This is a genomic window from Candidatus Nitrosotalea sinensis (assembly GCF_900143675.1).
GTDB lineage: Archaea > Thermoproteota > Nitrososphaeria > Nitrososphaerales > Nitrosopumilaceae > Nitrosotalea > Nitrosotalea sinensis.
This window is the reverse complement of sequence record NZ_FRFC01000001.1, coordinates 143,721-165,237: the sequence shown is the minus strand read 5'-3', so window position 1 is coordinate 165,237 and position 21,517 is coordinate 143,721. Positions and strand designations below refer to the sequence as shown.

General features: G+C 40.2%; 18 protein-coding genes and 2 tRNA genes. 11 read left to right on the top strand and 9 right to left on the bottom strand.

Features of this window, described 5'->3' with window-relative positions:
* Positions 1–93 precede the first annotated feature (93 nt).
* The 7 genes from NSIN_RS00905 to NSIN_RS00875 all read left to right on the top strand — a co-directional run bounded on the left by NSIN_RS00905 (position 94) and on the right by NSIN_RS00875 (position 10,563).
* Entirely contained in the window at positions 94–5,430 is a 5,337-nt protein-coding gene (locus tag NSIN_RS00905) for a hypothetical protein (protein ID WP_101008924.1), read from the top strand.
* Positions 5,431–5,614: 184 nt separating this feature from the next.
* Positions 5,615–6,685 carry a hypothetical protein gene (locus NSIN_RS00900; RefSeq protein WP_133124021.1) on the top strand — a complete coding sequence of 357 codons (1,071 nt, stop codon included), beginning with the start codon at positions 5,615–5,617 and terminating at the stop codon, positions 6,683–6,685.
* 121 nt (positions 6,686–6,806) lie between these two features.
* On the top strand, positions 6,807–7,106 hold the full coding sequence (locus NSIN_RS00895) for a heme transporter CcmC (protein ID WP_101008922.1): 300 nt from the start codon (positions 6,807–6,809) through the stop codon (positions 7,104–7,106).
* Between the two features lie 2 nt (positions 7,107–7,108).
* Entirely contained in the window at positions 7,109–7,534 is a 426-nt protein-coding gene (locus NSIN_RS00890) for a cupredoxin domain-containing protein (RefSeq protein ID WP_101008921.1), read from the top strand.
* Positions 7,535–7,589: 55 nt separating this feature from the next.
* On the top strand, positions 7,590–9,131 hold the full coding sequence (locus tag NSIN_RS00885; RefSeq protein ID WP_101008920.1) for a cytochrome c oxidase subunit I: 1,542 nt from the start codon (positions 7,590–7,592) through the stop codon (positions 9,129–9,131).
* 1 nt (position 9,132) lies between these two features.
* The gene (locus tag NSIN_RS00880; protein WP_101008919.1) at positions 9,133–10,113 is read left to right on the top strand and encodes a cupredoxin domain-containing protein; all 981 of its coding nucleotides are present in this window, start codon (positions 9,133–9,135) and stop codon (positions 10,111–10,113) included.
* Between the two features lie 3 nt (positions 10,114–10,116).
* Positions 10,117–10,563, top strand: coding sequence for a COX15/CtaA family protein (locus NSIN_RS00875; protein WP_101008918.1), 447 nt, complete (start codon positions 10,117–10,119; stop codon positions 10,561–10,563).
* On the opposite strand, the gene NSIN_RS00870 is transcribed toward NSIN_RS00875, so the two are convergent.
* Complete coding sequence (locus NSIN_RS00870; protein ID WP_133124020.1) at positions 10,553–11,107, bottom strand: hypothetical protein; 555 nt, start codon at positions 11,105–11,107, stop codon at positions 10,553–10,555. The two genes, NSIN_RS00875 and NSIN_RS00870, sit on opposite strands and share 11 nt — an antisense overlap.
* 102 nt (positions 11,108–11,209) lie before the next feature.
* Between NSIN_RS00870 and NSIN_RS00865 the strand changes: the two genes are divergently transcribed.
* Both NSIN_RS00865 and NSIN_RS00860 read left to right on the top strand, forming a co-directional pair.
* Complete coding sequence (locus NSIN_RS00865) at positions 11,210–11,803, top strand: SRPBCC family protein (RefSeq protein ID WP_101009019.1); 594 nt, start codon at positions 11,210–11,212, stop codon at positions 11,801–11,803.
* A gap of 55 nt (positions 11,804–11,858) precedes the next feature.
* A tRNA-Lys gene (locus NSIN_RS00860) sits at positions 11,859–11,947 on the top strand.
* 21 nt (positions 11,948–11,968) lie between these two features.
* Here NSIN_RS00860 and NSIN_RS00855 read toward each other — a convergent pair.
* The 5 genes from NSIN_RS00855 to NSIN_RS00840 all read right to left on the bottom strand — a co-directional run bounded on the left by NSIN_RS00855 (position 11,969) and on the right by NSIN_RS00840 (position 17,314).
* Positions 11,969–13,351, bottom strand: coding sequence for a 6-bladed beta-propeller (locus tag NSIN_RS00855; protein WP_101008916.1), 1,383 nt, complete (start codon positions 13,349–13,351; stop codon positions 11,969–11,971).
* A 238-nt stretch (positions 13,352–13,589) separates the two neighbouring features.
* Positions 13,590–14,330 (bottom strand): archaeosortase/exosortase family protein, encoded by a 741-nt coding sequence (locus NSIN_RS00850; RefSeq protein WP_245871855.1) that lies wholly within the window; start codon positions 14,328–14,330, stop codon positions 13,590–13,592.
* 56 nt (positions 14,331–14,386) lie between these two features.
* Positions 14,387–15,745 carry an MBL fold metallo-hydrolase gene (locus NSIN_RS00845; protein WP_101008914.1) on the bottom strand — a complete coding sequence of 453 codons (1,359 nt, stop codon included), beginning with the start codon at positions 15,743–15,745 and terminating at the stop codon, positions 14,387–14,389.
* A gap of 441 nt (positions 15,746–16,186) precedes the next feature.
* Positions 16,187–16,357, bottom strand: a complete 171-nt coding sequence (locus NSIN_RS09365) for a hypothetical protein (protein ID WP_165775211.1) — start codon at positions 16,355–16,357, stop codon at positions 16,187–16,189.
* Between the two features lie 39 nt (positions 16,358–16,396).
* Positions 16,397–17,314 carry a branched-chain amino acid transaminase gene (locus tag NSIN_RS00840; protein ID WP_101008913.1) on the bottom strand — a complete coding sequence of 306 codons (918 nt, stop codon included), beginning with the start codon at positions 17,312–17,314 and terminating at the stop codon, positions 16,397–16,399.
* Between the two features lie 105 nt (positions 17,315–17,419).
* Between NSIN_RS00840 and NSIN_RS00835 the strand changes: the two genes are divergently transcribed.
* On the top strand, positions 17,420–17,623 hold the full coding sequence (locus NSIN_RS00835) for a hypothetical protein (RefSeq protein WP_101008912.1): 204 nt from the start codon (positions 17,420–17,422) through the stop codon (positions 17,621–17,623).
* A gap of 306 nt (positions 17,624–17,929) precedes the next feature.
* On the opposite strand, the gene NSIN_RS00830 is transcribed toward NSIN_RS00835, so the two are convergent.
* Together NSIN_RS00830 and NSIN_RS00825 are read right to left on the bottom strand one after the other, a co-directional pair.
* On the bottom strand, positions 17,930–19,345 hold the full coding sequence (locus tag NSIN_RS00830; RefSeq protein WP_101009018.1) for an amino acid kinase family protein: 1,416 nt from the start codon (positions 19,343–19,345) through the stop codon (positions 17,930–17,932).
* 68 nt (positions 19,346–19,413) lie between these two features.
* The gene (locus NSIN_RS00825) at positions 19,414–20,433 is read right to left on the bottom strand and encodes a glycosyltransferase (RefSeq protein ID WP_101009017.1); all 1,020 of its coding nucleotides are present in this window, start codon (positions 20,431–20,433) and stop codon (positions 19,414–19,416) included.
* An 80-nt stretch (positions 20,434–20,513) separates the two neighbouring features.
* Between NSIN_RS00825 and NSIN_RS00820 the strand changes: the two genes are divergently transcribed.
* Positions 20,514–20,588: transfer RNA gene (locus NSIN_RS00820), tRNA-Val, on the top strand.
* Between the two features lies 1 nt (position 20,589).
* On the opposite strand, the gene NSIN_RS00815 is transcribed toward NSIN_RS00820, so the two are convergent.
* Positions 20,590–21,468 (bottom strand): radical SAM protein, encoded by an 879-nt coding sequence (locus NSIN_RS00815; RefSeq protein ID WP_101009016.1) that lies wholly within the window; start codon positions 21,466–21,468, stop codon positions 20,590–20,592.
* Between the last annotated feature and the right edge of the window lie 49 nt (positions 21,469–21,517).

Below are 21,517 nucleotides of genomic sequence, written 5' to 3'. Positions count from 1 at the left end.
TCATACATAGAAATTAACTAACTTCATACAAAAAAATGAACAATTCGTCCATTATGCTTATATATCAAATTTCGACCAAAAACTGCAATAACTATGTACAACGAAACAACAAAGAAAATAACTAGTCTAACACTATTAACAATACTTCTAGCTAGCAGCGCTGCAATCGCATTGCCAAACGCAATGCCAGCAGCACATGCAGCAAGTAACGCAAACTTGTTTGTCTCTGCTGAGAACTCTCAATGGAACAACTACTTTGCCGGTCCTCAAGTAATCCAAGTAGTCGTGGCTGATCCTGATATAAACAGATTAGACCAGGCTTATGGAGAACCTGTCGTAACCGTCAACGGTAAGAGATTGAGAATGGCTCAAGCAACAGACGGAAATTGGTATGCATACTTTGCAGATAGCAAGCAGTCTCAGATAGCAGATTCTACACAAGGTTCAACATCCGGTAAGGGTCTTGACTTTGGTAAATTCTGTTCACTAGGCTCTGCACAAACTGCAGCTGGTGTTGATTTCACAGAAACAAAGGGAATTGCAGTAGCAAGAGCAGCAACCGGCGCAACTGACGGTTCTCAGAACCCAAGTGCAACAGTCGGTGCTACATGTACTGCAGCATCTACTGGTTCATTGTTGAATCACGTTATCAGAGAGAACAAAACACTCAACGGTAACGCACCTGGTGGCAAACTAGGTCAGATTGCAACAAACAATGCTGCATTAAACGCAGCTTGGCCAGTAGTCCAGCTCTATGACTTTGCATCACTCCCATCTTCTGTGACAGTAGATTATCAAAAGAACGGAGGCGACCAAATTGTCAATTTGACATTTGACCGAATTCCATCTAACTTGATCACAACTACCGTAGACAGATCAGCATATCCAGAAAATGCAAACGTATTCGTAACAATGAATGATCCACAACTTAACATTGACCCAACTGAAGAGGATTCTTGGACATGGGGTGCAAATGCAACAAATAGTACTTTGTACTACCAAGCATTTAACAGAAACGGTGCAGCAGATGCAGATGGCTCTACAGCAATGCAGAACCTCGTCGGCAACCTGACCAGTTTCATGTTCAACCACAACGGTAAGCTCACCATAAACCCAAGCGCATCTGGAACTCGAGTAATCGACTTCCAAAAGAACGGTAAAGAAGCACTTAGCCCAACAAGAGGTGATCCAGCAGTAGTTCACACAGCATCTGTTGTGAAGAACTCCGAGCCAATCACCTTCATTGAGTCAGGTGGTGTCAATACCGGTGTCTTTGCAAACTGGGACGGTTCCAAGACCGCCAACATCATTACAGTAAACTCTGATGTAATCAGAGGTCAATCTGCAAGCTTGAGATACAATGATATCTCACAAAGCATTGTAGGAGGATTCTCATTTGGTTCTATTACCCAAAGTGTTACAAACAACACCTGGGCATCTGGCCAGAGATCCACTGTAACATTGACTGATGGCGACGCAAACCTCAACAGCAAGCTAACCGAACACTTGAACTTGTATGATCCAAAGGTACTTAGAATATCCACAATGAAGATTGGAACTCCATTCTCATTGTCAAGTGGTAACCCAACTTCACCATCTGAGACTTCGTCTATAGTTGGTGTAACTGGTCCAACCCACACAGGTGCCGGCTTATACTCATTCAACTTTGTAACCGGTAGCAAAGGCAATGCAACAGGTGTAAACCTTGCAAAGGATGAATCATTCAGCTTTAGACCAATATTCAATTACACAAACTCTACAGTTTCAGTAGCAATTAACACAGGCAGTGGAATGTTCGTAGACTTAAAGACAACTGCAGATACACTATTCAAGACCATTCATCCAACAAACGCGACGAATGGTGAAGGATTCAAGGGATTCAATTTCCTCAACTATGACTTGAGATCGCTCTCTGGTCTTAATGGGGCAACTGGAAACTCCATCGCTAGCGTACAAGTATACCTTGTACACAAGAACGGAGCAATCTCTACATCCAGTGGTTTGCCAGTTTCTGGTCTAACAGGCATCTCTGTCGCAAACTCTACCAACTTGCAGGACTTCATCAACCTTAACGTTACAAACGCTAACGTTGATAATCCAAACCAGTTGAGAGCTAACCTATTTGGTACAGTTCCAAAGACTGACAACATAGGTCTGTTATTCGTGTTTACTGTATCTGGAAGCTCCACAAACTCGGTAATTCTATCGACAAGCGGAGAACCAGTAGTGGCTGACTTCTTCTCAGTAGGTTTGATTGGTGATGGCTCAACAAACGCTCAACGAATCAACAACGGAATTTACAGATTTGAACTTGAAGAGACCGGTGACAACACTGGAGTCTTTACAGGTACAAACCAGTATCTGATGTTGAACCAGTTGAACATTTATGATACAAACACCTACACTCAATTGAGAACAATCAACCATGACGTAAAGTTTGTAGCTATACAAGATATGCTCCAATCAGAAGCTCGAGCACCACAAGTCACATACTTGGACTTGGGAGCAGACGGTGTTAACACACAAGTTTCTGCACAGCAAGATCTTCCAACACACACTGGAGTGATATCCTTTGATAGTAAGACATACAAGATAGGCGATACTGTGACAATCACACTTAACGACGCAGACCTCAACGTTGATAATGATTTAATTGATATCTACACAGCAGTCAAACCAACAACTAACGCATTTGGTGCCATTCAACCGAGTGGACAAGATATAGCTACTGACACAGTCGGTAAGGCAAATCTTGGTAAATTATCAGATGGCAGAGCATTTGGTAGACTCGTAGATATACAATTCGGTCAAGCCAACATTAGATGGTCCAACTCCAATATCACAAGTACAACTACAACCCACAATACTGCATCATGCTTCACAAACAGCACTGGTTCATATGTTGACTCAAACGGTGGAACCTCTGCCGGATTTGCAACAAGCTTATCCGCAACAGGATTCTCACTAGTTGAAACTGGTCCATCAACAGGCATCTTCACAGGTACCTTTGAAGTTCCAGATCAACTTTGCCAGGATGGCACTATTGTCGGTGCAGTAGGACAGAACATCAAGGTCAACTATGTTGACTTTAGAGATGCTTCTGGCAAACTTGTTGAAGTATCAGACAATGCCGGTATCAAGGGCAACACTGGTTCAGTCAAGCTTGACAAAGCTGTCTATCCAGTACCATTTGGTACAGTAGGTACAACTGATACAAACGGAGACTTTGCACAGCAAAAATCATCAAGTAGCCTTAATGGTGTATTCCCACTACATCGCGACATTGTCGGACAGACAGCCGCAAACGGTGGAGGCATCATTAATGCAAACGTATTGCCAAGTGGTGATACTATAATCCACATCAGAGTAAATGATCAAGATTATAACACCTCACCAACCGGTACCGACCACATTGCAGTATCCAATGGATTTGCAGCAGGTCACGGTGTCGTTGCAGTACAGATTTCAAGATCTGGCTACTCTATGCTCTTGGCAACAGCTGGAGCCCAATCTGCAGCAACAGGCAAGATCGTCAATCTCAACCAGACCACAGGTCTACCAGCATATGGTAGCCACGTGTGGAGCTTGGTAAGAGAACTCGGTCCAATGACTGAAATCGCTCCAGATGCAGGCATATTCCAAGCTGATTTACCAATCAAGCTAACTGATGGTCCAGCAGGCGCAGACTGTCCTAAAGTGAACAACTATGACGGATCAATTTCCGGTAAATCCGGTTACACCACAAACGTTAACGATAGATTCTACTACGCTAACGGCAACGGTGCAGATCCAAGCGGTAATCCATATTGTGTAAGACAAGGTGATGTTCTCACTGTAACTTACAACGATACAAGCGATGCCTCAGGTCATAGCCAAACTGTCACAGACTCTTCCACATTTGACTTAAGAAACGGTGTACTACAATCTGACAAGTCTGTATACATCATTGGTTCAGACATGATTCTCACACTCGTGGAACCAGACTTTAACCAAGATTCACAGGCAGCAGAAACTGCACCTCTTGACTTGATTGAATGGGATTCCCATGCATTCAAGGGTACAATGGGTACATTGGGTGGACAGGCCTCAGCATTTGATGCCAAGCCAAACACCTTTGTAGAGACCGGTAAAGACACAGGTATCTTCCAATCTGTAATCAAGATTCCAAAATCACTTAAAGGAAACTTGCTAGAGAGAGGAGAACAGATCCACTTAGAATACACTGACTGGGGTCCAGCAGGTTCCAAGACTGTAGGTAAGAACAACCAAGACATACAGTTGACTATCTACACATCCAACTTTGGAGCAACTGTTGAGCTTGACCAGAAGGTATACACATGGACTGACCGTGTCTACATCACCGTAGTTGCACCAGACCACAACTTTGACCCGAACTTGATCGACACCATTGGAGACAATAGTGAGAATCAAGTTACCGTATCAACTCGAGGCAACAACCTCAGCCCATACAAATTGGTTGAGACTGGAGTCGACACAGGTATCTTTACTGGATACGTCATCCTACAAGGTGACAAGTCCATCGTAGGTACAGGTGGAGTTGACGGTGCTGGTATGTTACCAGTCGGTTCACAAGGAGTAGTCTCTGGAAGCGGTCCAACTGATGGATTCCTCCCAGCAACTGAACAAGATGGTGTATCAGTTTCATTTGAATTCACAAGAGACCAGACCGTAACAGGCTCTGCTCTTATCAGATGGAACATCGGTGAGATCAAGTGGTTAGAAGCAAGCTACCCAGCCAACGGCCAGGGAGTATTGCAGATAGTTGACCCAGACATGAACCTTAATCCAAAGGCAGTTGACAAGTTCGACACCAACGTATGGTCTGACTCTGATTCAGGTGGTATCAAACTCACCATGACAGAGACTGGCGAAGCAACAGGTATCTTCCAAGGTACAGTGTACTTTACCACTAACTTCCAGTCCTCTGGAAACAGACTCCACGTTGCTGAAGGTGACACCGTAACAGGTGAATACCGGGACAGAACATTGCCACCGCCATACACACCAAACGATCAATTGAGATTGACAGCTACAACCTTCATTGGTACTATAGTGCCACCACTCGAAAGAGCACCGGCATCTAACCCAAGAATCGTTGACAGCTTTGGCAATGCAATTACTGGTGCAGTCAAATCAGGACAGCAGATACAAATTACTGCTGACTTGACAAACGGCCAGGACAGAGATCAACCATTTGCATACTTGGTACAAATACAAGATGCTAACGGTGTAACGGTGTCATTATCCTGGATCACAGGTACATTGACTGCTGGTCAATCGCTCAATCCGGCACAATCTTGGACTCCTCAATCCTCTGGAACATACACTGCTCAAATCTTTGTATGGCAGAGCATTGACAATCCAAACGCATTGTCGCCGCCTTTGACAACTACTATCAACGTAGCATAAGACTAGTCTAAGCAAAACAATAACTTTCCCCCTTTTTCCTTTTTATCTTAAAACAAAGACCTAACGCAAGTTATGAAATAATTTCTTCAACTCTAAAATCTATGAAGATATTGTATCTTACATAATCAATATCCTCACACGACAAATATCTTGTCACAAATTTTCTTGTACGAGATAATTTCTAATGCGTATATTGTTGTGTACCGTACTATTCTTACTAGTATCATTATCTGCTGCATATGCAGACAAGACTTCTGCTGTTCAATCTATCTATATCACTGATGATTATATTGATGTCAAATCAACTGTAGAAGGCGTACCGCAGTCATTGCATATTCCCAAGTCATCTCTCTTATTTGACATTGTAGGAAACTATGATGATACCAGAACACTTGTCTCACTTTCAATCCAGAAAAAACCTGAACTACAAAATACATACCAAAAAGTAGCTGTTACCAAATATTCGCATGATGCAGTCTTCATTTATCCAAGTTTTACCCAAGCCGCATACGAACATGGGGGATTTTATGATTATTACCGCAAAGAATGTGATGATAAATGCCTTACAGTAAAGATACCTGACAGAGTAAACGGATTCCAGTCCTCAAGCATTACAGGTGCATGGATACTCAAGCTGCTCAACTATTCATATGTAAAAGACCAGGATGTAGACCAAAATCCAGACATATTGCTCCAATACCATAAAGTCATTGTACTACACAATGAATATGTCACAAAAAAAGAGTTTGACGCAATAACACGACACCCAAATGTAGTATTCCTGTATCCTAACGCACTATATGCCCAAGTCAGTACAAACTATGACAACAACACCATAACGCTGGTAAAAGGACATGGCTATCCTGATCCTACAATCAGAAATGGCTTTGGTTGGAATGATGACAATTCACAATACGAGTATGACATAACCTGCAACACCTGGAATGTCTACCAATCTGGAAATTATTCCATGCTAAACTGTTATCCTGAATTTGCGCTATTGCATGATGTTTTGTTGCTAGATACAATACATGACCAAAACCCATCCCACTTTTCAGACGACATTATACACTGGTCAAAAAATCCACGTGACCAAAAATATACAGGTACCTTGTTGCATGATTATCAGATACAGGCAAGTCATATCCCACAATGGGTACATACATGTGCAGATCTCCTAGAATCTAACAAAATATCACAAGATGATTTTTCAAATATGCTCCAGTATTTGTACCAAAAATCCATGCTTGAGTAAATATGTCATATAAAAAGGGGAAACAAAAACTAGTAGAAATTTGTAGCAAAGTAAAAAAACCCGATCATTGGTAATCTACAAAACGCTTAAATAGAAAATTAATTGCACGTCAATTCAGCAAATGAAAAAGATCATTGCTGTTTCAATTATTGCTCTAGTTGCGTTAGCTCTTGTACCCCAGTTTGCACATGCTCAAACTGAAGACAAGTCAGCAAAACAATACATCAACCTCAGAGCAGAGGTATGGAACGAGTTCTTTAGAATGACAACTGCTGCCTTTACAGTAGGTGCAGTGGTCTCAGGCACCATGATATGGCTTGTCTGGAGATTCCGTGAATCCCATCCAAAGAACCAAACCCCTACAAGATGGGAGAAACTTGACGATCCTACCACTGGAACATACGAGAAGGAGGGCCATTAGGTATGGGTCATGATACAGCAGAATGGGTATTTGTCGGCGTTGTTATTGCTATTTTGTTATACGTAGGTGTAGATTCTTGGGTTGTACAAAAAGAAGTAGAAGAAGTTCCAGCAGATGCAGAAACAATCAAGGTTACAGGCCAGCAGTGGTTCTGGAGCTTTGAGCATGAAGATGGAACAAAGGAAATTAGCACTTTACACTTGAAGAAAGGGCATGCGTACAAGTTTGAGATTTATTCAAAGGATGTAATGCACTCATTTAACATTCCAGACTGGGTAGTCTTTGAAGATGCAGTACCAGGCCATGTAAACCATGCATGGTTTGCACCAGATCAGACAGGTGAATTCCCAATCCAATGCAGAGAATACTGTGGACTATTACATTACAACATGAGAGGATCACTAGTAGTGGAGGACGACAAGTCTTGATAATTATCAAAAACATTTTATGTGCAAAAATTTCTGATATGAGAGAGGGAGCAATATGGTTCTAGAATTAAAGAAGCCACGTCCAATTTGGCAAATAATGTTCTCAACACATCACACTGATGTGGGATTGCTCTATACCATTACTGGTCTAGCATTCTTGTTTATGGCAGGAGTCTTGGCAATGATGATAAGAACTCACTTGTTCTTCCCAGGACAAAACTTCCTAATCTCTGATTCTGTAACCTTTAACAGAATATTCACAGTTCACGGTCTTACAATGTTATTCTTGTTTGCACTTCCAGTTGCAAACGGTGTCGGTAACTATCTTGTACCACTAATGGTACGTTACAAAGATATGGCTTATCCAAAACTAAACGCAATTGCATTCTGGATGAACCCAATCGGCGGTGCATTGCTCTGGCTTGGATTCTCTGACACATCCTGGGTATCATACGCACCATATTCAGTCATTCGTGCACCAGGTCCAGCAGCAGACATGATGATATTTGGTTTGAAGATTCTCGGAATTTCTTCAATCTTGTCTTCAATTAACTTCATAGTTACAATACTCAAATGCAAGCACCCAGACATGCCATTGCGCAAAGTCCCATTGTTTGCATGGTCCATGATGACCGTATCATTGATGACACTTGTAGCAATGCCATCATATGCAGCAGCACTTATCATGTTACTTACTGATAGACTCGGAGTATCTGGATTCTTCAATCCTACAGCAGGAGGAGATCCAATTGCATATCTCCACTTGTTCTGGTTCACTTTCCACCCAGAAGTATACATCTTCTTGTTACCGTCTATTGGAATGATGTATGAAATTATTCCACGATTCTCAAGAAAGCCACTCTTCAGCCAAGGCAGTGGTGTCTTTGCATTTGTCATGTTAGGTATGATAGGCTTTGCCTCATGGGGACATCACATGTACTCTACAGGTATGGACTTTACAACCAAAGTTGTATTCATGATTGGAACGTTAGCTGCAGTACCTGCATCAGGTATGCACGTATTCAACTTCCTTGCCACAATGTGGGGAGGAAGAATCAAGTTTGCTGCACCAATGAAGTTTGCAGTAGGTGGAATTGCATTATTCTTCTCTGCAGGCGCAGGTGGTGTGCTCAACTCTGCAATGCCACTTGACTTTATCAGCCATGGAACCTACTGGGTCGTAGGACACATGCACTTGTTCCTTACAGGTACAATTGCATTTGGATTCGTAGGAATGGTATACTACATGTTCCCACTAATTACAGGAAGAATGTACAGCGAGAAACTCGCAAACATCCATTTCATTGGAATGTTGTGGGGTTCTGTCCAAGTCTTCTACACTCAACACTTGCTTGGACTTGAAGGAATGCCAAGAAGAATTTATGATTATCCAGCAGAATACACATCATGGACACAGCTTAACCAGATTGCAACAGTCGGTGCATGGATTTTGGGTGCAAGCTTTGTAGCATTCTTGATAAACTTGATCTACTACTCTGCCAAGGGCAAAGAAGCAAACATGGACGATCCATTTGGCATTGGTGGAAAATACTACTATCCATACCAAGTAAAGAACCCACACCACGTAGGATATTGACATGAGCCACACAGAACACGAAGCTCCTATAATGAGGACAAGCCCTGCTAGATTGGGCAAGATGCTTGCAATCTTGTTAGGTATTATGGTAGTCGGTGGAGCAATCTTTTTCCTCAATTATGATTATTGGAACTCTTATCTTCCAACCGCAGGCAAGATCCAAGAAGGTCTTGGCTCCCATGAAGGAGGTGGAGGCGGTGGAGGTAAAGTAACTGGAAAGACCATTGAAACAAACTTGGAATTCATGGAATCTCCAGACTTTAAGGTATACGCATTTAACGCATTATCTGGTGACGGCAAGAACCCAGAAATTCATGCAAATGTAGGTGACAAGATAGTAATTCATGTTAAAAACGGGGGTAAATCATTCCACGCATTTGGTATCACTGATGCCAAGGAGGGAACAGGCCCAATCATAGATGGTACTGCAGTAGGTACTGCTGACAATCCATTAAAGCCAGGCAAGGGTGGAGATGCAACATTTGTTCCATCAAAAGCTGGTGAATACTATTACATTTGTGTAGTTCCAGGCCACAGAGAACTTGGAATGGAAGGAAAAATAGAAGTTGCTCCAAGTGGTGGAAGCGCAGAAGCATCTGGCGCAGCAGTAGCACCAACTGGAAACAAGGTAGAATTTACAGTAAGTTTTGTAATGAGTGCTGACTTTAAACAATATGCATTTAATGCATTGCCAGGTCAGCCAGGTACTAATCCTGATATCAAAGTAAAGTCAGGTGACACAGTAACAATTCATGTGAAAAATGACAGCAAGTCATTCCACGCATTTGGAGTTGTAGTAGATCCAGACAATCCATCTGATGTACTATGGAACTCTGCAGTTGGCACACCAGACAATCCATTAAAACCAGGAAAGAGTGGTGATGTTACATTTGTAGCAGGAGCACCAGGAACTTATCACTATATCTGTACAGTTCCGGGACATGCGGCACTTGGAATGGATGCCAAATTCATAGTTGAATAATCGATGTACTACAAGTATCTCGCCCTTGCTTCTCTAATCATTCTATATTCTCTAATGTTCATTGGTGGATATTTGCAAGCAAGCGGTCAAGGACTGACATGTCCCAAGTGGCCTTTATGTCCAAGTGGATTGCTACCATCTGCAGAATTTCTCACTGAATGGATCCACCGATTCATTGCTGCAACAACCGGAGTTCTGATAGTTGCAACAGCAGTAGGAGCATGGAGAGTAAAGGGCTCGCACAAAAAAATAAAGATAACCGGTACACTTGCAGGAATCTTTGCAGTATCTCAAATAGGACTTGGAGCAGTAGTGATTAACACACAACTACATGCTGTTGTAGTTGCAATCCACAATGGTGTTGGGATACTACTATTTGCAATGACTTTGCTTACAGTCTTGTTTGCATTTAGAATTCAACGTGGACCAAAGATAGAAACTAGTGCTTAGGCTTTATCTTTCTTCTTGTTATTAATGCCCATGCAACTATAACAACAAACGCAATTCCGCCTGATGATATGATATACGGAAACAGATTTCCAAATATGTTAAGAACTGTAATGTTGTATGTAAAGGTCAAAGTTTTACCGTTTGGACCTACATCGTATAGGTCGACATCAACTACATGGTTTCCTGTTTCATGAAATGTATAATATGTGGACCACTCACCCTTGTCAAAGCTCTGGACTGGAATTGTACCAACAAGCTGATCGTTATAGTATATTCTTGCACCCATTCTGAAATTGCTTACTTCACTTACCTGCGTATTTAGTGAATTGAATATGTTAGATGCTGACTCGTGATTTAATACTCTAAAGCTTAGCTTGAATGGTTGATTTGCATCTGGTATCTCTGGATCTGTTGCCACCTGGACTTCATAGTTTCCAATTGTCTGATCATCTGAATTCAAGTTGTTGTGTGCACTTGCATAGTTTGGAGCAGGTAGTAAAGAGACACCAAGTATCAGAAAAACCATTATCGCAGTACTTTTCAATATCAGGTATAGGATGGTACTTTCTTTAATATAATGTTACAATCATCCGATCAGTGGAAATTAACAAAAGCTTTAAATCAAGTTTAGAGAAGATTGCCAATGATGACCACTGTCACTAAGACAATTGATATCAAAGAAAAGACCTTGAATGTATTCACATACTTTGCAAGACCTGAACACATCTCCGACCAGTTCGAAGAAAGAGTTGGAATGACTGTAGTTCCAATGGATGTCAAGGCAGGAATGGGAGTAGGAACAACATTTAGAGTAATCGGTGACTTTGATGGCAAGAGATTAGAGTGGGACTGTGAGACAACAGAATTCATTCCAGAAAGAAAGGTAGCAGCCAAGATGATTCAAGGACCATTCAAGAAATGGGAAATTGCAGTAAATTTTGAAGACCTTGGTGAAAAATTAACCCGAGTTACCATGACAGTAGACTATGACATGCCATTTGGCCCATTGGGCGCAATAATGGATAAAGCAAAGTTTGCCAAGGTAGCAGAAAAAGGAATGGAGACTGCTTTGTACAGAGTAAGAGGCCTTCTTGAAGGCAACGGATCAATTCCAGTATACATTACACTTGATGCATACAGAAAACTCTTGGCAGAGAAAGAAAAAATGAACAATGCTCCAGTTTCTACTGTACTGACAAAGATATTAGAGAAATATTCTCAAGTCGAAGCAGTAAACTAAATCACTTTCTTTTTGACTCAGTTTAAATAACGAACATAGCGTGAGCTTTCTTGCGGGGTCTATGGCTCAGCCAGGTAGAGCGAGGGACTCTTATGATCTTTCGGAGATATCCCTATGTCGTGGGTTCAAATCCCACTAGACCCGCCTTTATAGTAAAGACCAAAATTATTGTCCGTGATTGTGTTTACGACTGCTACCCAGCTTTCTATTACCTCCTTGATCATCACCACTATGGTGATGTTTAGTATTGTCATTAACTGTTTCATTGATGTTTTCTGTTGTTGTCTCATTCTGGGTAGAGTTGGTCGAATTGATAGAGCCGAACTGTAGCAGGTACTTACCTGAAGAATCAAATTTTTCAACACGATTGTTTCCCGTATCAACAATGTAGACATTGCCTGAATCGTCAAATCGTATTCCATGTGGATTAATTAGTTGACCATTACCGGTACCGTTTGATCCAATCTGTGAGAGATAGTGTTTTGAGAGATCTAGTTGTACAAGACGCCCATTTCCACTGTCAAGAACATAGATGTAACCTGATTTGCCAACATGTATACTAGTGGGATTGTCAAACTGTCCCTTGCCAGAACCTTTTGTACCAAATTGAGATATGTAATTTCCGGAAGAGTCGAATATCTGAATTCGATTGTTTTCGGAATCAGGAACATAGATGTTACCCACGCTATCCCTAGCTATACCTGTTGGATAGTTAAACTGACCATTACCTGAACCTGTTGAGCCAAACTTTACGACAAAATGATATGCTGAATCAAATTTGACTACCTCATTATTTCCGTCGGTGACATAAAAAAAGCCATCTGATCTACTTTTAATTAGAATTGAATGTGGAGAATTAAGCTGTTCGCTACCAAATTGAGATATGTAATTTCCGGAAGAGTCGAATATCTGAATTCGATTATTTCCTTGATCAACTACGTAGATATTGTCTGCATAATCACATTGAATGCCCCTTGGACCATTAAATTGACTATTGCCAGAGCCATATGAGCCAAATCCAAACAAAAAATTCCCTGAACTATCAAAAACTTGAACTCGATCGTTGCCAGTATCTGTGACATAGATATTTCCCAAACTGTTAATTGCTATGCCAATAGGATCTTTAAGCTGACCATTGGGAAAGATAATATTATTTAAGCTAACAATTGCATTTTCAGTGCTGGTTTGATTTGATTGATTGCTAGATGGGTTGATTATTCCATTATTAATCAAATATTGGATCCCTTTAGTAAAATCATCATCTGATATCTGACCTTTTGACCACCATCCAGCATTGGTTCTTACCCACTGCGGTATCGAATGGGATGTGTTTGTCATTGATTGGGAATTTGGAATGGAGATAATCTTTTGTTGTACCAAATATTGAATGCCTTTTAGAAAATCGTCATCCCCAAGCGAGCCTTCGGACCACCACCTTGCATTATTCTTTATCCATGATGGAATGTTGTATTCTTCAGCGAAGGCTATTAATGAAAAAGTCATTGTTATCATCAAAAAAGATGTGATTACTAGAAAGTACCAGTTCATCAACTACTAGTCAAGAATGTAGGAGATTAACCTGTCGGGATTTTATGATTTTAAGGTTCATTGACGAGACGAAGGAAGAGAATTGGATGTAATTTTTGGAACCTGAAATGAACTTTATGGTTACGAATCACACTAGACCAGCTTTTGTTATTCAAAGAATCATTTTGCTGTACTTTTGGTAGTACTAGCCGTCTAACACTTGTATGATGCACATCATCATGTAACTTTACTGCAAGACTCAGGGACTTGCCTGTTTTATTACCACATGATCTTTTTTATTTATCCAACGTAACGAGAGATACCAAAATGCTACAATTGAACCAAGAAAGATGAGATATCCAGAGTACATATGATACGTCTCTAACGTATCATACCCATAATGATATCCCACTATGCCTAAAAGTGGAACTCTCATCATGGATACAAGATATGTTCCAATCCCTCCTCCAACAAAACATACTGCGAGTTTTCTGATGGATGCACGGCGGCCCTGATCGGCCAACATCAGAATGAATGCCGCAAGAAACAAAATGGTTGTATCTGCACCACTACAGCTATTTACTACATCAAATGATTGAATCATTGAATTGCCTGAAAATATTATCTGCCCTCCTGTGTTTGAGACATTATATCCTAAAAGATTCAACACATACACTGAAAATTTTATTGTCACACCAGTAAGAAAGCTACCATATGATGAATTTACTATATAGTCGTGCAGTCCAGTGTCCCATGCCATCCACGACATGAATACTGCAAGGGCCATGAAAAGCATCATGCCTCTAAACTTTGAATAAAAACTTGTGCCAGAAAATCCTACATGAAATCCTGCCACAAATACTGCAATGCCTATTGGTGGAAGAAAAAGCATCTTACCATTGCCTGTCTGATAGATGAAATACAGACCAAAGGCAAATGACATTAAAACTAACCCAAATACTGTCTTTGAGGATAAACGCGACCTTATACTCTGTAACATATGCTTATTCTGATCTAGTATTTTATTAGATTCTTTTGTTTCCCGGTGGTGATTTTCTAGGCAATGACTTGATATCTTCCAGAATAGAAATGATTCCATCCACGGAACAATCCTCGGTGATATGTATTTGGAACTCTCTTGTATCGTATGTGAGAGCCAATATCTGCAGTGGACCAGTTTGCTTTTTTTGGTCCCTGTAAGAGCCATTTCAAAAGTCTTGGGTCTACAGTCATCTTGATGTACTTTGGTATGGTATTTTCAAATTCTGATGAAATTCTCTTAAACCCAGTACCATCTCGAGATATAATCACCATTTCTGCATCTGATATTGGCAACACAATTACAACATCTGAAGTAAAACCAATATTGTTTCTCTCTTTCTCAAATCTCTCATATGCTTGTGGTATCAACTGGTAGATTTCATCAGCACTTGGCACAGGCGTGTTTTCATAATCAAATTTTACACTTGCGAGTTTTTCTCTGGCATACTTTTCTTTTTCTTTTTCATCAATCCTGATGTATTTCTCTGATGTCTCTCCAGTATCAAGATCAAGATAGCTATCATAGTTTAATAAAATTGGTTTGCTATTCTGTGGACCATTTTGTACAAACCAATCAAAAGCAACCTCAAGCTCAGGCTCTCCACGATATCTGTTTAACTGGTAATTCTTTCCAGCAAGTGTGTATCTTCCTGCAAAAGGAATGTAGAACCTAGGCTCTAATATTTCGATATACTTTCTAGCGGATTCAAGCTTATTTTTTTGTTTAATCTCTGCTTCCATTGTCTTTTCTTTGACATCAAGCTCATAGCAATGTGGATATGATGTTGCACTGGAATACCCCAGCAACAATACATCTACATTCTTGTATTGCTGTTTGATCTGAGTTGCAGTACTTTCTCCTATCTGTAGTGGACAATCATTTACATTGACTATTACCTGGCCATCGTCATTATCCATCACTACAATTGTATCTATCTGGGCTGTCTCAAATTTTGACTGGATTCCAACACAACCCATCAACTTACCGCATATCTCTGGATTGCAATTATCTCCTGCAAGTATGTTGATATGAAAATCACCCTTGAGTCTTGTTCTTAAATTATGCTCAAGTTCAATTACTCTAAAACCCATGCTTTCTATGGTATTTTTTAGAAACTTGATTGGAAAGTTGTGAATCAGCACAGGTATTTTCTTGTCAAGCTTCTCAAGTGTCTTGAGGCTGCAGTGGTCAGGATGTATGTGACTGATATATATGAAATCTATTGACTTGAAATTCTCTGCCTTGAAATAATATGGAGGATACATTCCCCATGACCCGAAATATTCCTCTCCTACAAGCCAAGGATCGCACAACACCTTGACTCCTTTATCCTCAATAATCACTGATGCAGAATAAAGTTGGGTTACTTTCATTTTGTCTTTTACTATATTGATATAATTAATTAGGGTTTAGTCTGATATTTTGTGGCATTCTTCTTTTTCTTCTGATATCAAATAAAAAACAAAACAAATTTTCTACAATAATTAATCGTGTAATCGAAAAAACAATTCATGCAAAATAACCGACAGATCTATAAAGAGGGTTTTGGGAGGTTTGCAAATACATGGAAAAATTTGAACAATGGTGGAAAGGTTTGGTTAAAGAACTTGAAGAAGATATTGAAACAATGGGATCAACTATTATAAAATAAACTAGTGATTACACTGACAGTCAACAAGTTTTGTATCAAATGTACAATCATGTGGACCCTCTGATCTCCCGTATGTTGGAATTTTTTTCATACAATCTTCATGTCGCCCCTTTCTGCAAAACCAGCAGATGGGATTGGCAGTCTCATTGCACTCCATGCCATTCTAAAAGACTGTGACATCCCCTGGTGCAGGAGTGCGACTGGATTCCTTGTGAAACTCGACAAATTCCTTGTGAGACTCTTCCTGGTGCTTTCTTAGTGCCTCTAGATTCTCAAAGACATTGCTACAAAGATAACATTTTGGCTTGTGTTGGTCTACCATTGAAAGTACCATTTTCAATAACTTGTTACCTGTCTGACATACTTGAATCTTTCATGCTACTGGAGTAAACCAATCCAAGTATCGCTCATCTTTTCCTCTTGATACCTCAAAGAATGTATCCTGGAGCTTGCGCGTGATCTCTCCTGGTTTGCCGTTTCCAACTGGTACATTATCAATCTCAGTCACAGATTTTACCTCTGCTGCAGTACCTGTCATAAAGACCTCGTCTGCAACATAGAGGTCTTCTCTGTCAATGTCTCGCTCAATTACCTCCAATCCTTCTGATCGTGCAATTTTTATCACACTGTCTCTTGTTATCCCGTCCAGTATTCCTGCATTTAGTGGAGGAGTTGATATCTTGCCGTTATTTACAATAAAAATATTTTCTGCACTTCCCTCTGATACTTTTCCGTGATAGTTTAACATGATTGCCTCATCATATCCATCTCTTAATGCCTCTACTCTTGCAAGAGCGGCATTTGCATAATTTGATGCAGCCTTTGCTTGCATTGGCTGAGATCTTGAATCAATTCTCAACCAACTTGAAACCTTGCATCTTGCTCCACGTGTCTTGCCAGCACTTGATTCTCCTGCGTTCCATTCCCAGCATGCTATTGCAACTTCAACTTTGTTTGGTGTAGGTGTCAGTCCCATAACGCCATGACCATAATATGCAAGCGGTCTGATGTAGCATTCTTTGAGCTTGCTTGCCTTTACAGTATTGATTATTCCTTGTGATATCTCATTTTTGTTGTAAGGCATCTTCATTGAATACATCCTGGCAGACTTGAAGAGTCTCTCTACATGTTCTGGTAATCGAAATATCATTGGGCCTTTTGGAGTATTGTAACATCTAATTCCTTCAAATATTGCAGTTGAATAATGTAACGCATGTGTTAGTACATGTACCTTGGCATTGTTGTATGGTACAAGTTTGCCATTCATCCATATCTTACTCTGTGTTTTCATATCAATTGGCACAAGGTCTGGTAATTTAAAGAATTGATCAACATTCTAAATTGTCATACCTGAAAATAGCCTGTCTTTAAATTATACAAAACCAAATAGTATGTCATGCCTCTATCTGTATTGTCATTTGTCTCAATTGCCTTGTTTGTAATTGGCATTGCAGGAAATGGTTTTGAGATGAGAAAGATTCGTATCTCCTCAGGCAGTGCTGAACCAAAAAATGTCTTTTTAGACAAGCGAAATTTCAAGTGGTATGCATTAATTGGAATTGCCCTTGTACTATGGGCAGTCAATGGTTCCTATAAGTGATCTATATAGATCAGCTCTAAATATTTCCTGATCGTACTGTATATCAGCGCGTGTTTTGGGTAACGCCGGGCTGATTCTAGATAAAGAGGCCCAAGAACAAACCCACTTTGACATCCTACAGGTATGGACTTGTAGGGGTCAAATGTTTATACTATTGATATTTTCAAAAGATAGAAATCCAAGTAGGTTATCTGAAAATATGTCATGGTTGCAAGAAAAACCGGAAAACACAAGCGAAAAGCAGACCAGCGTGCTGCTCGAAGAAAAAGGAAAAAGTAAATCACAATTCTAAAACTTACTATTTGCCTAGACGAACTTTATTTTTGATCTTTCAGCATGTACTGCTCGTATTGCCTTTTCGATGTTATCTCCACTATCTTCTGTTACAATAATTATCCTTGATGTCTCTTCTTGTGCATCCATATTTAGTATGTTCAGTCCGGCTTCTCCTATTCTGGAGCTTGCCTTTGACGCAACCTGCTGGACTCGCCACATCTCATCTCCTATCAAAGTGATTACACCCCTGTTGTATGTAATTGATGCAAGAGAGTCAAACCCTAGTATGTATCGCTCATTTCGCTTGACATAATCACCATCTAAAAATAATATCCTTGTAAATTCAATGTCATCTCTTGTAAATGGAGAAAGTACTACAAACTCACTGTATCTTCTGTCCTTGTCAAGTGAATTAAAGAGACGTTCAGCAGATTCTTTTTCAATTCTTACTATGGCACAATTCTTCTTTCCTGTTACTATCTTGAGTGGGTGACCGTTTTTCTGACCTGGACTGCGTTCTATCTTTGTAATCTTTTCAGGCTTTCCCATGTCTGTAATTATTATTGGCATATCAACGCCGTTCTCAACAATTTCTTTTATTGCAATTGGATCAAGAATCTTCATACCAAACATTCCTGCAATTCTTGCCTCGTTGTATGACAGGCTGGTAATGCTCTCCAGCTCTTCTTTTACAACTCTAGGATCTGCAGACAAGACGGCACTGTCCTTTTCAAAATCAATTCTGGTATCGTATTTTTTACTAAACAAAATGCCAAGATCTGCAGCAGTCCTGTCAGAACCTCCTCTCTCATATGTAGTTTCAAGCCCATCCACCGTCTTGCCGATAAATCCACCTATTGACAGGACATCATTTTGTTCAAGTAGTTTCTCAGTATCGCCCAATCTTTCTGCGGATTCTCTGGCAAGAAAGTTTGCAGATTCCAAGTTGTTATCCGTGATTATAGGCCATGTGTCAAATGGTATGACATTTGATTTTATTTCAGAGCTCTGTATTACATAGTTCATCACATGTGACATTAGTATCTCTCCAGAATATGCAAGAAGTCTTGCCCTGTTTTCATTTGCAAACTCTCTTTTCTGTATTATCTCAGACAGGACTGATTCCACCTTGTCCAAGAAGGAATTGATGGTAGCATTACATTTGTCCTGTAGTTTCTTGTCGACCATCTCAACTATTTTTTGATATGGCTTTTTTACTGCCATTATGTCTGTCCTTTCTCCTTTTTCCGCATTTCGTCCAATCTCCAGCGCAATGTCTGTAAGTGATCTTTGTTTACCGTTATACACAGTAAGTGGAGCAGAAAAGACTGCAATTACCTTCGAGTCTTTTTTTAATTCATTTATTCTCTTGATTATGGTGGGTATCAGTACACCGTCAACCCCCACTGCACTGCCACCAAATTTTGAAACAACTAGTTTTGTCAAAACTTTGTTAACTGATGCCAAGTCCTTCTATAAAGTATTTGATGAACATAAAGCAGATATTCTTACAATCATGCCATGACTAATTTTCTTATCATTTCTGCTGCCTTTTTTGCACCATCAAAGGGTTTAGGCTCTCTTTTTTGGTTTATCTTTTCTAGAATTATTCTATCAAGATGTAATATATCATCATAGGTGTACCCAAGTTCTCTTGCATTGTCTTCTTGCTCAAAGTGTCCCTTTATTGGAATGAATATCCCGGGAGTTCCATAATGCCTTGCTTCATCAATTGTGGACTTGCCTGCAAGAGATACCACTAGATCTGCAGCAAATATTACTTCGTGCAAGTTGTTGACAAACCCAAGATTTCTAATTCCTGGATTATTGATGTCAAGAGATGGTCCTGATACTATGACAAGATCTGTCTCTGACTTTATCTTGGAATGTGCTTCTATTGCTTTTTCTATCAAGAATTTTCCAGAATCAGTTCCTCCAATGCTTACAACAATTGTTTTTCTTGTAAATCCAAGTTTTTCTCGTATCTGTTCTCGTGACTGGGTTGTATCCCGTACAATGGGTCCAACACGCACCATGTTGTCTTGATTATCTCCAGCCTCTGGCAATATGACAAGATCACACTTTTGGATTATTTTCTTCATTGATTTGTTCATCTTTTTCTCAATCAAAGAGCCAATCCCGCTTGCAAAGCTTGTTTCAAGTATGTCTGTCACTAAAATTGTCTTTAATCCCTCTTCTTGTGCAACAACAAGTGATGCAAAATCTTCATCACTTGCAACAACTCTTGGGCTGTACTTTCCAAGTACCTCTGATGATATTGCCTTACACTGTTTGTAATATGAATAATATCCAAACAGCCACCGTAATGGCTTTTCCATCTTTCCGTTTTTCACCATGAAAGGCGGTGGTCTGTACAAGTCCTCCACATCAAATCCATTTTGTGAGATAATTCTTGGAGCAGCACCACCGCTTACAAATCTCTTTGAGATATCTGTAAGATTTCCAGCAATTGCAATGTCTCTTGTTGCATGTCCAAGTCCTATCGGGCTTGTGAAAAACACCAAGTCAAGCATGTATTTGGTATTTTTCTGAGCACCTTTTATCTCTAGGTGATTTCTCAAAGTTTAAATTCATTTTTCATTGGAGCTTGCTTGGGTTCATAGTCCAGGTCGGTTATGACGTCGCCCTTACACGGCGAAGATCCAGGGTTCAAATCCCTGTGGACCCACTTAAAATCCTCTAAAGCCAACCGGTCTGCACAACTCAGGATGTGATTTTAGATATGATATCTTCTCCATCATCGCCTGTTTGTCCTGTGGAAATGTTCCACCTATAGGATACGCATTTGACCCATGGTTTGCACGAAATACTACCTCGGCACTAGGTTCTATCTTAGATACTAGTAATTCGAGCTCTGAAAGTGCCTCAGAGTCATCAATTGGAAGAAACGGCTCCTTGAACTTGGTCAAAAACTCATCACGAATACCGTCCTCCAAATGTAGGGTTAGCGCACCAACATAGTTTGGCGCAGCTGCACTCAAGACTTTTGCAGTATCTTCAATGTGCTGTCTAGAGTATGTCTTTCCTCCAAGGCCCAAAATTATCATACATGATATGGTATATCCTGCATCTTTTGCTTTTTGACATGATTTTATTATTGTCTGACCTGTAGCACCTTTTGTAACTTTTTTCAGTATGATATCAGATCCACTTTCTATGCCAATGTAAAACATGGTCAATCCAGCAGTGTATATTTTCTGTAATTCCTCTGGGGATTTTTTCAAGATATTTTGCGGCATGGCATAACACGAGATGCGCTCAAGATTTGGAAATCTAGGTCGTATGTAATCTAGAATTTGTATCATGGTGTCAGTTGGCAGATTTAATGCATCACCATCTGCAAGAAATATTCTGGTGGTACCAGGCATATGTCTTGCAGCAAGATCTATCTCTGATTTTATCTCCTCTAATGGCCTTTCTGAATATTCTTTTGAACGATACATGTTACAGTATGAACATTTGTTAAAGGAACATCCTAGTGTTACCTGGAATATGAGAGACCTTGCCTCAGACGGGGGCCGGTACAGGGGATAATCATAATCAAACATTTGCATCTTCTTGCTCCTTGTCTACTTATCAGTTATTCGGTTATCCTGA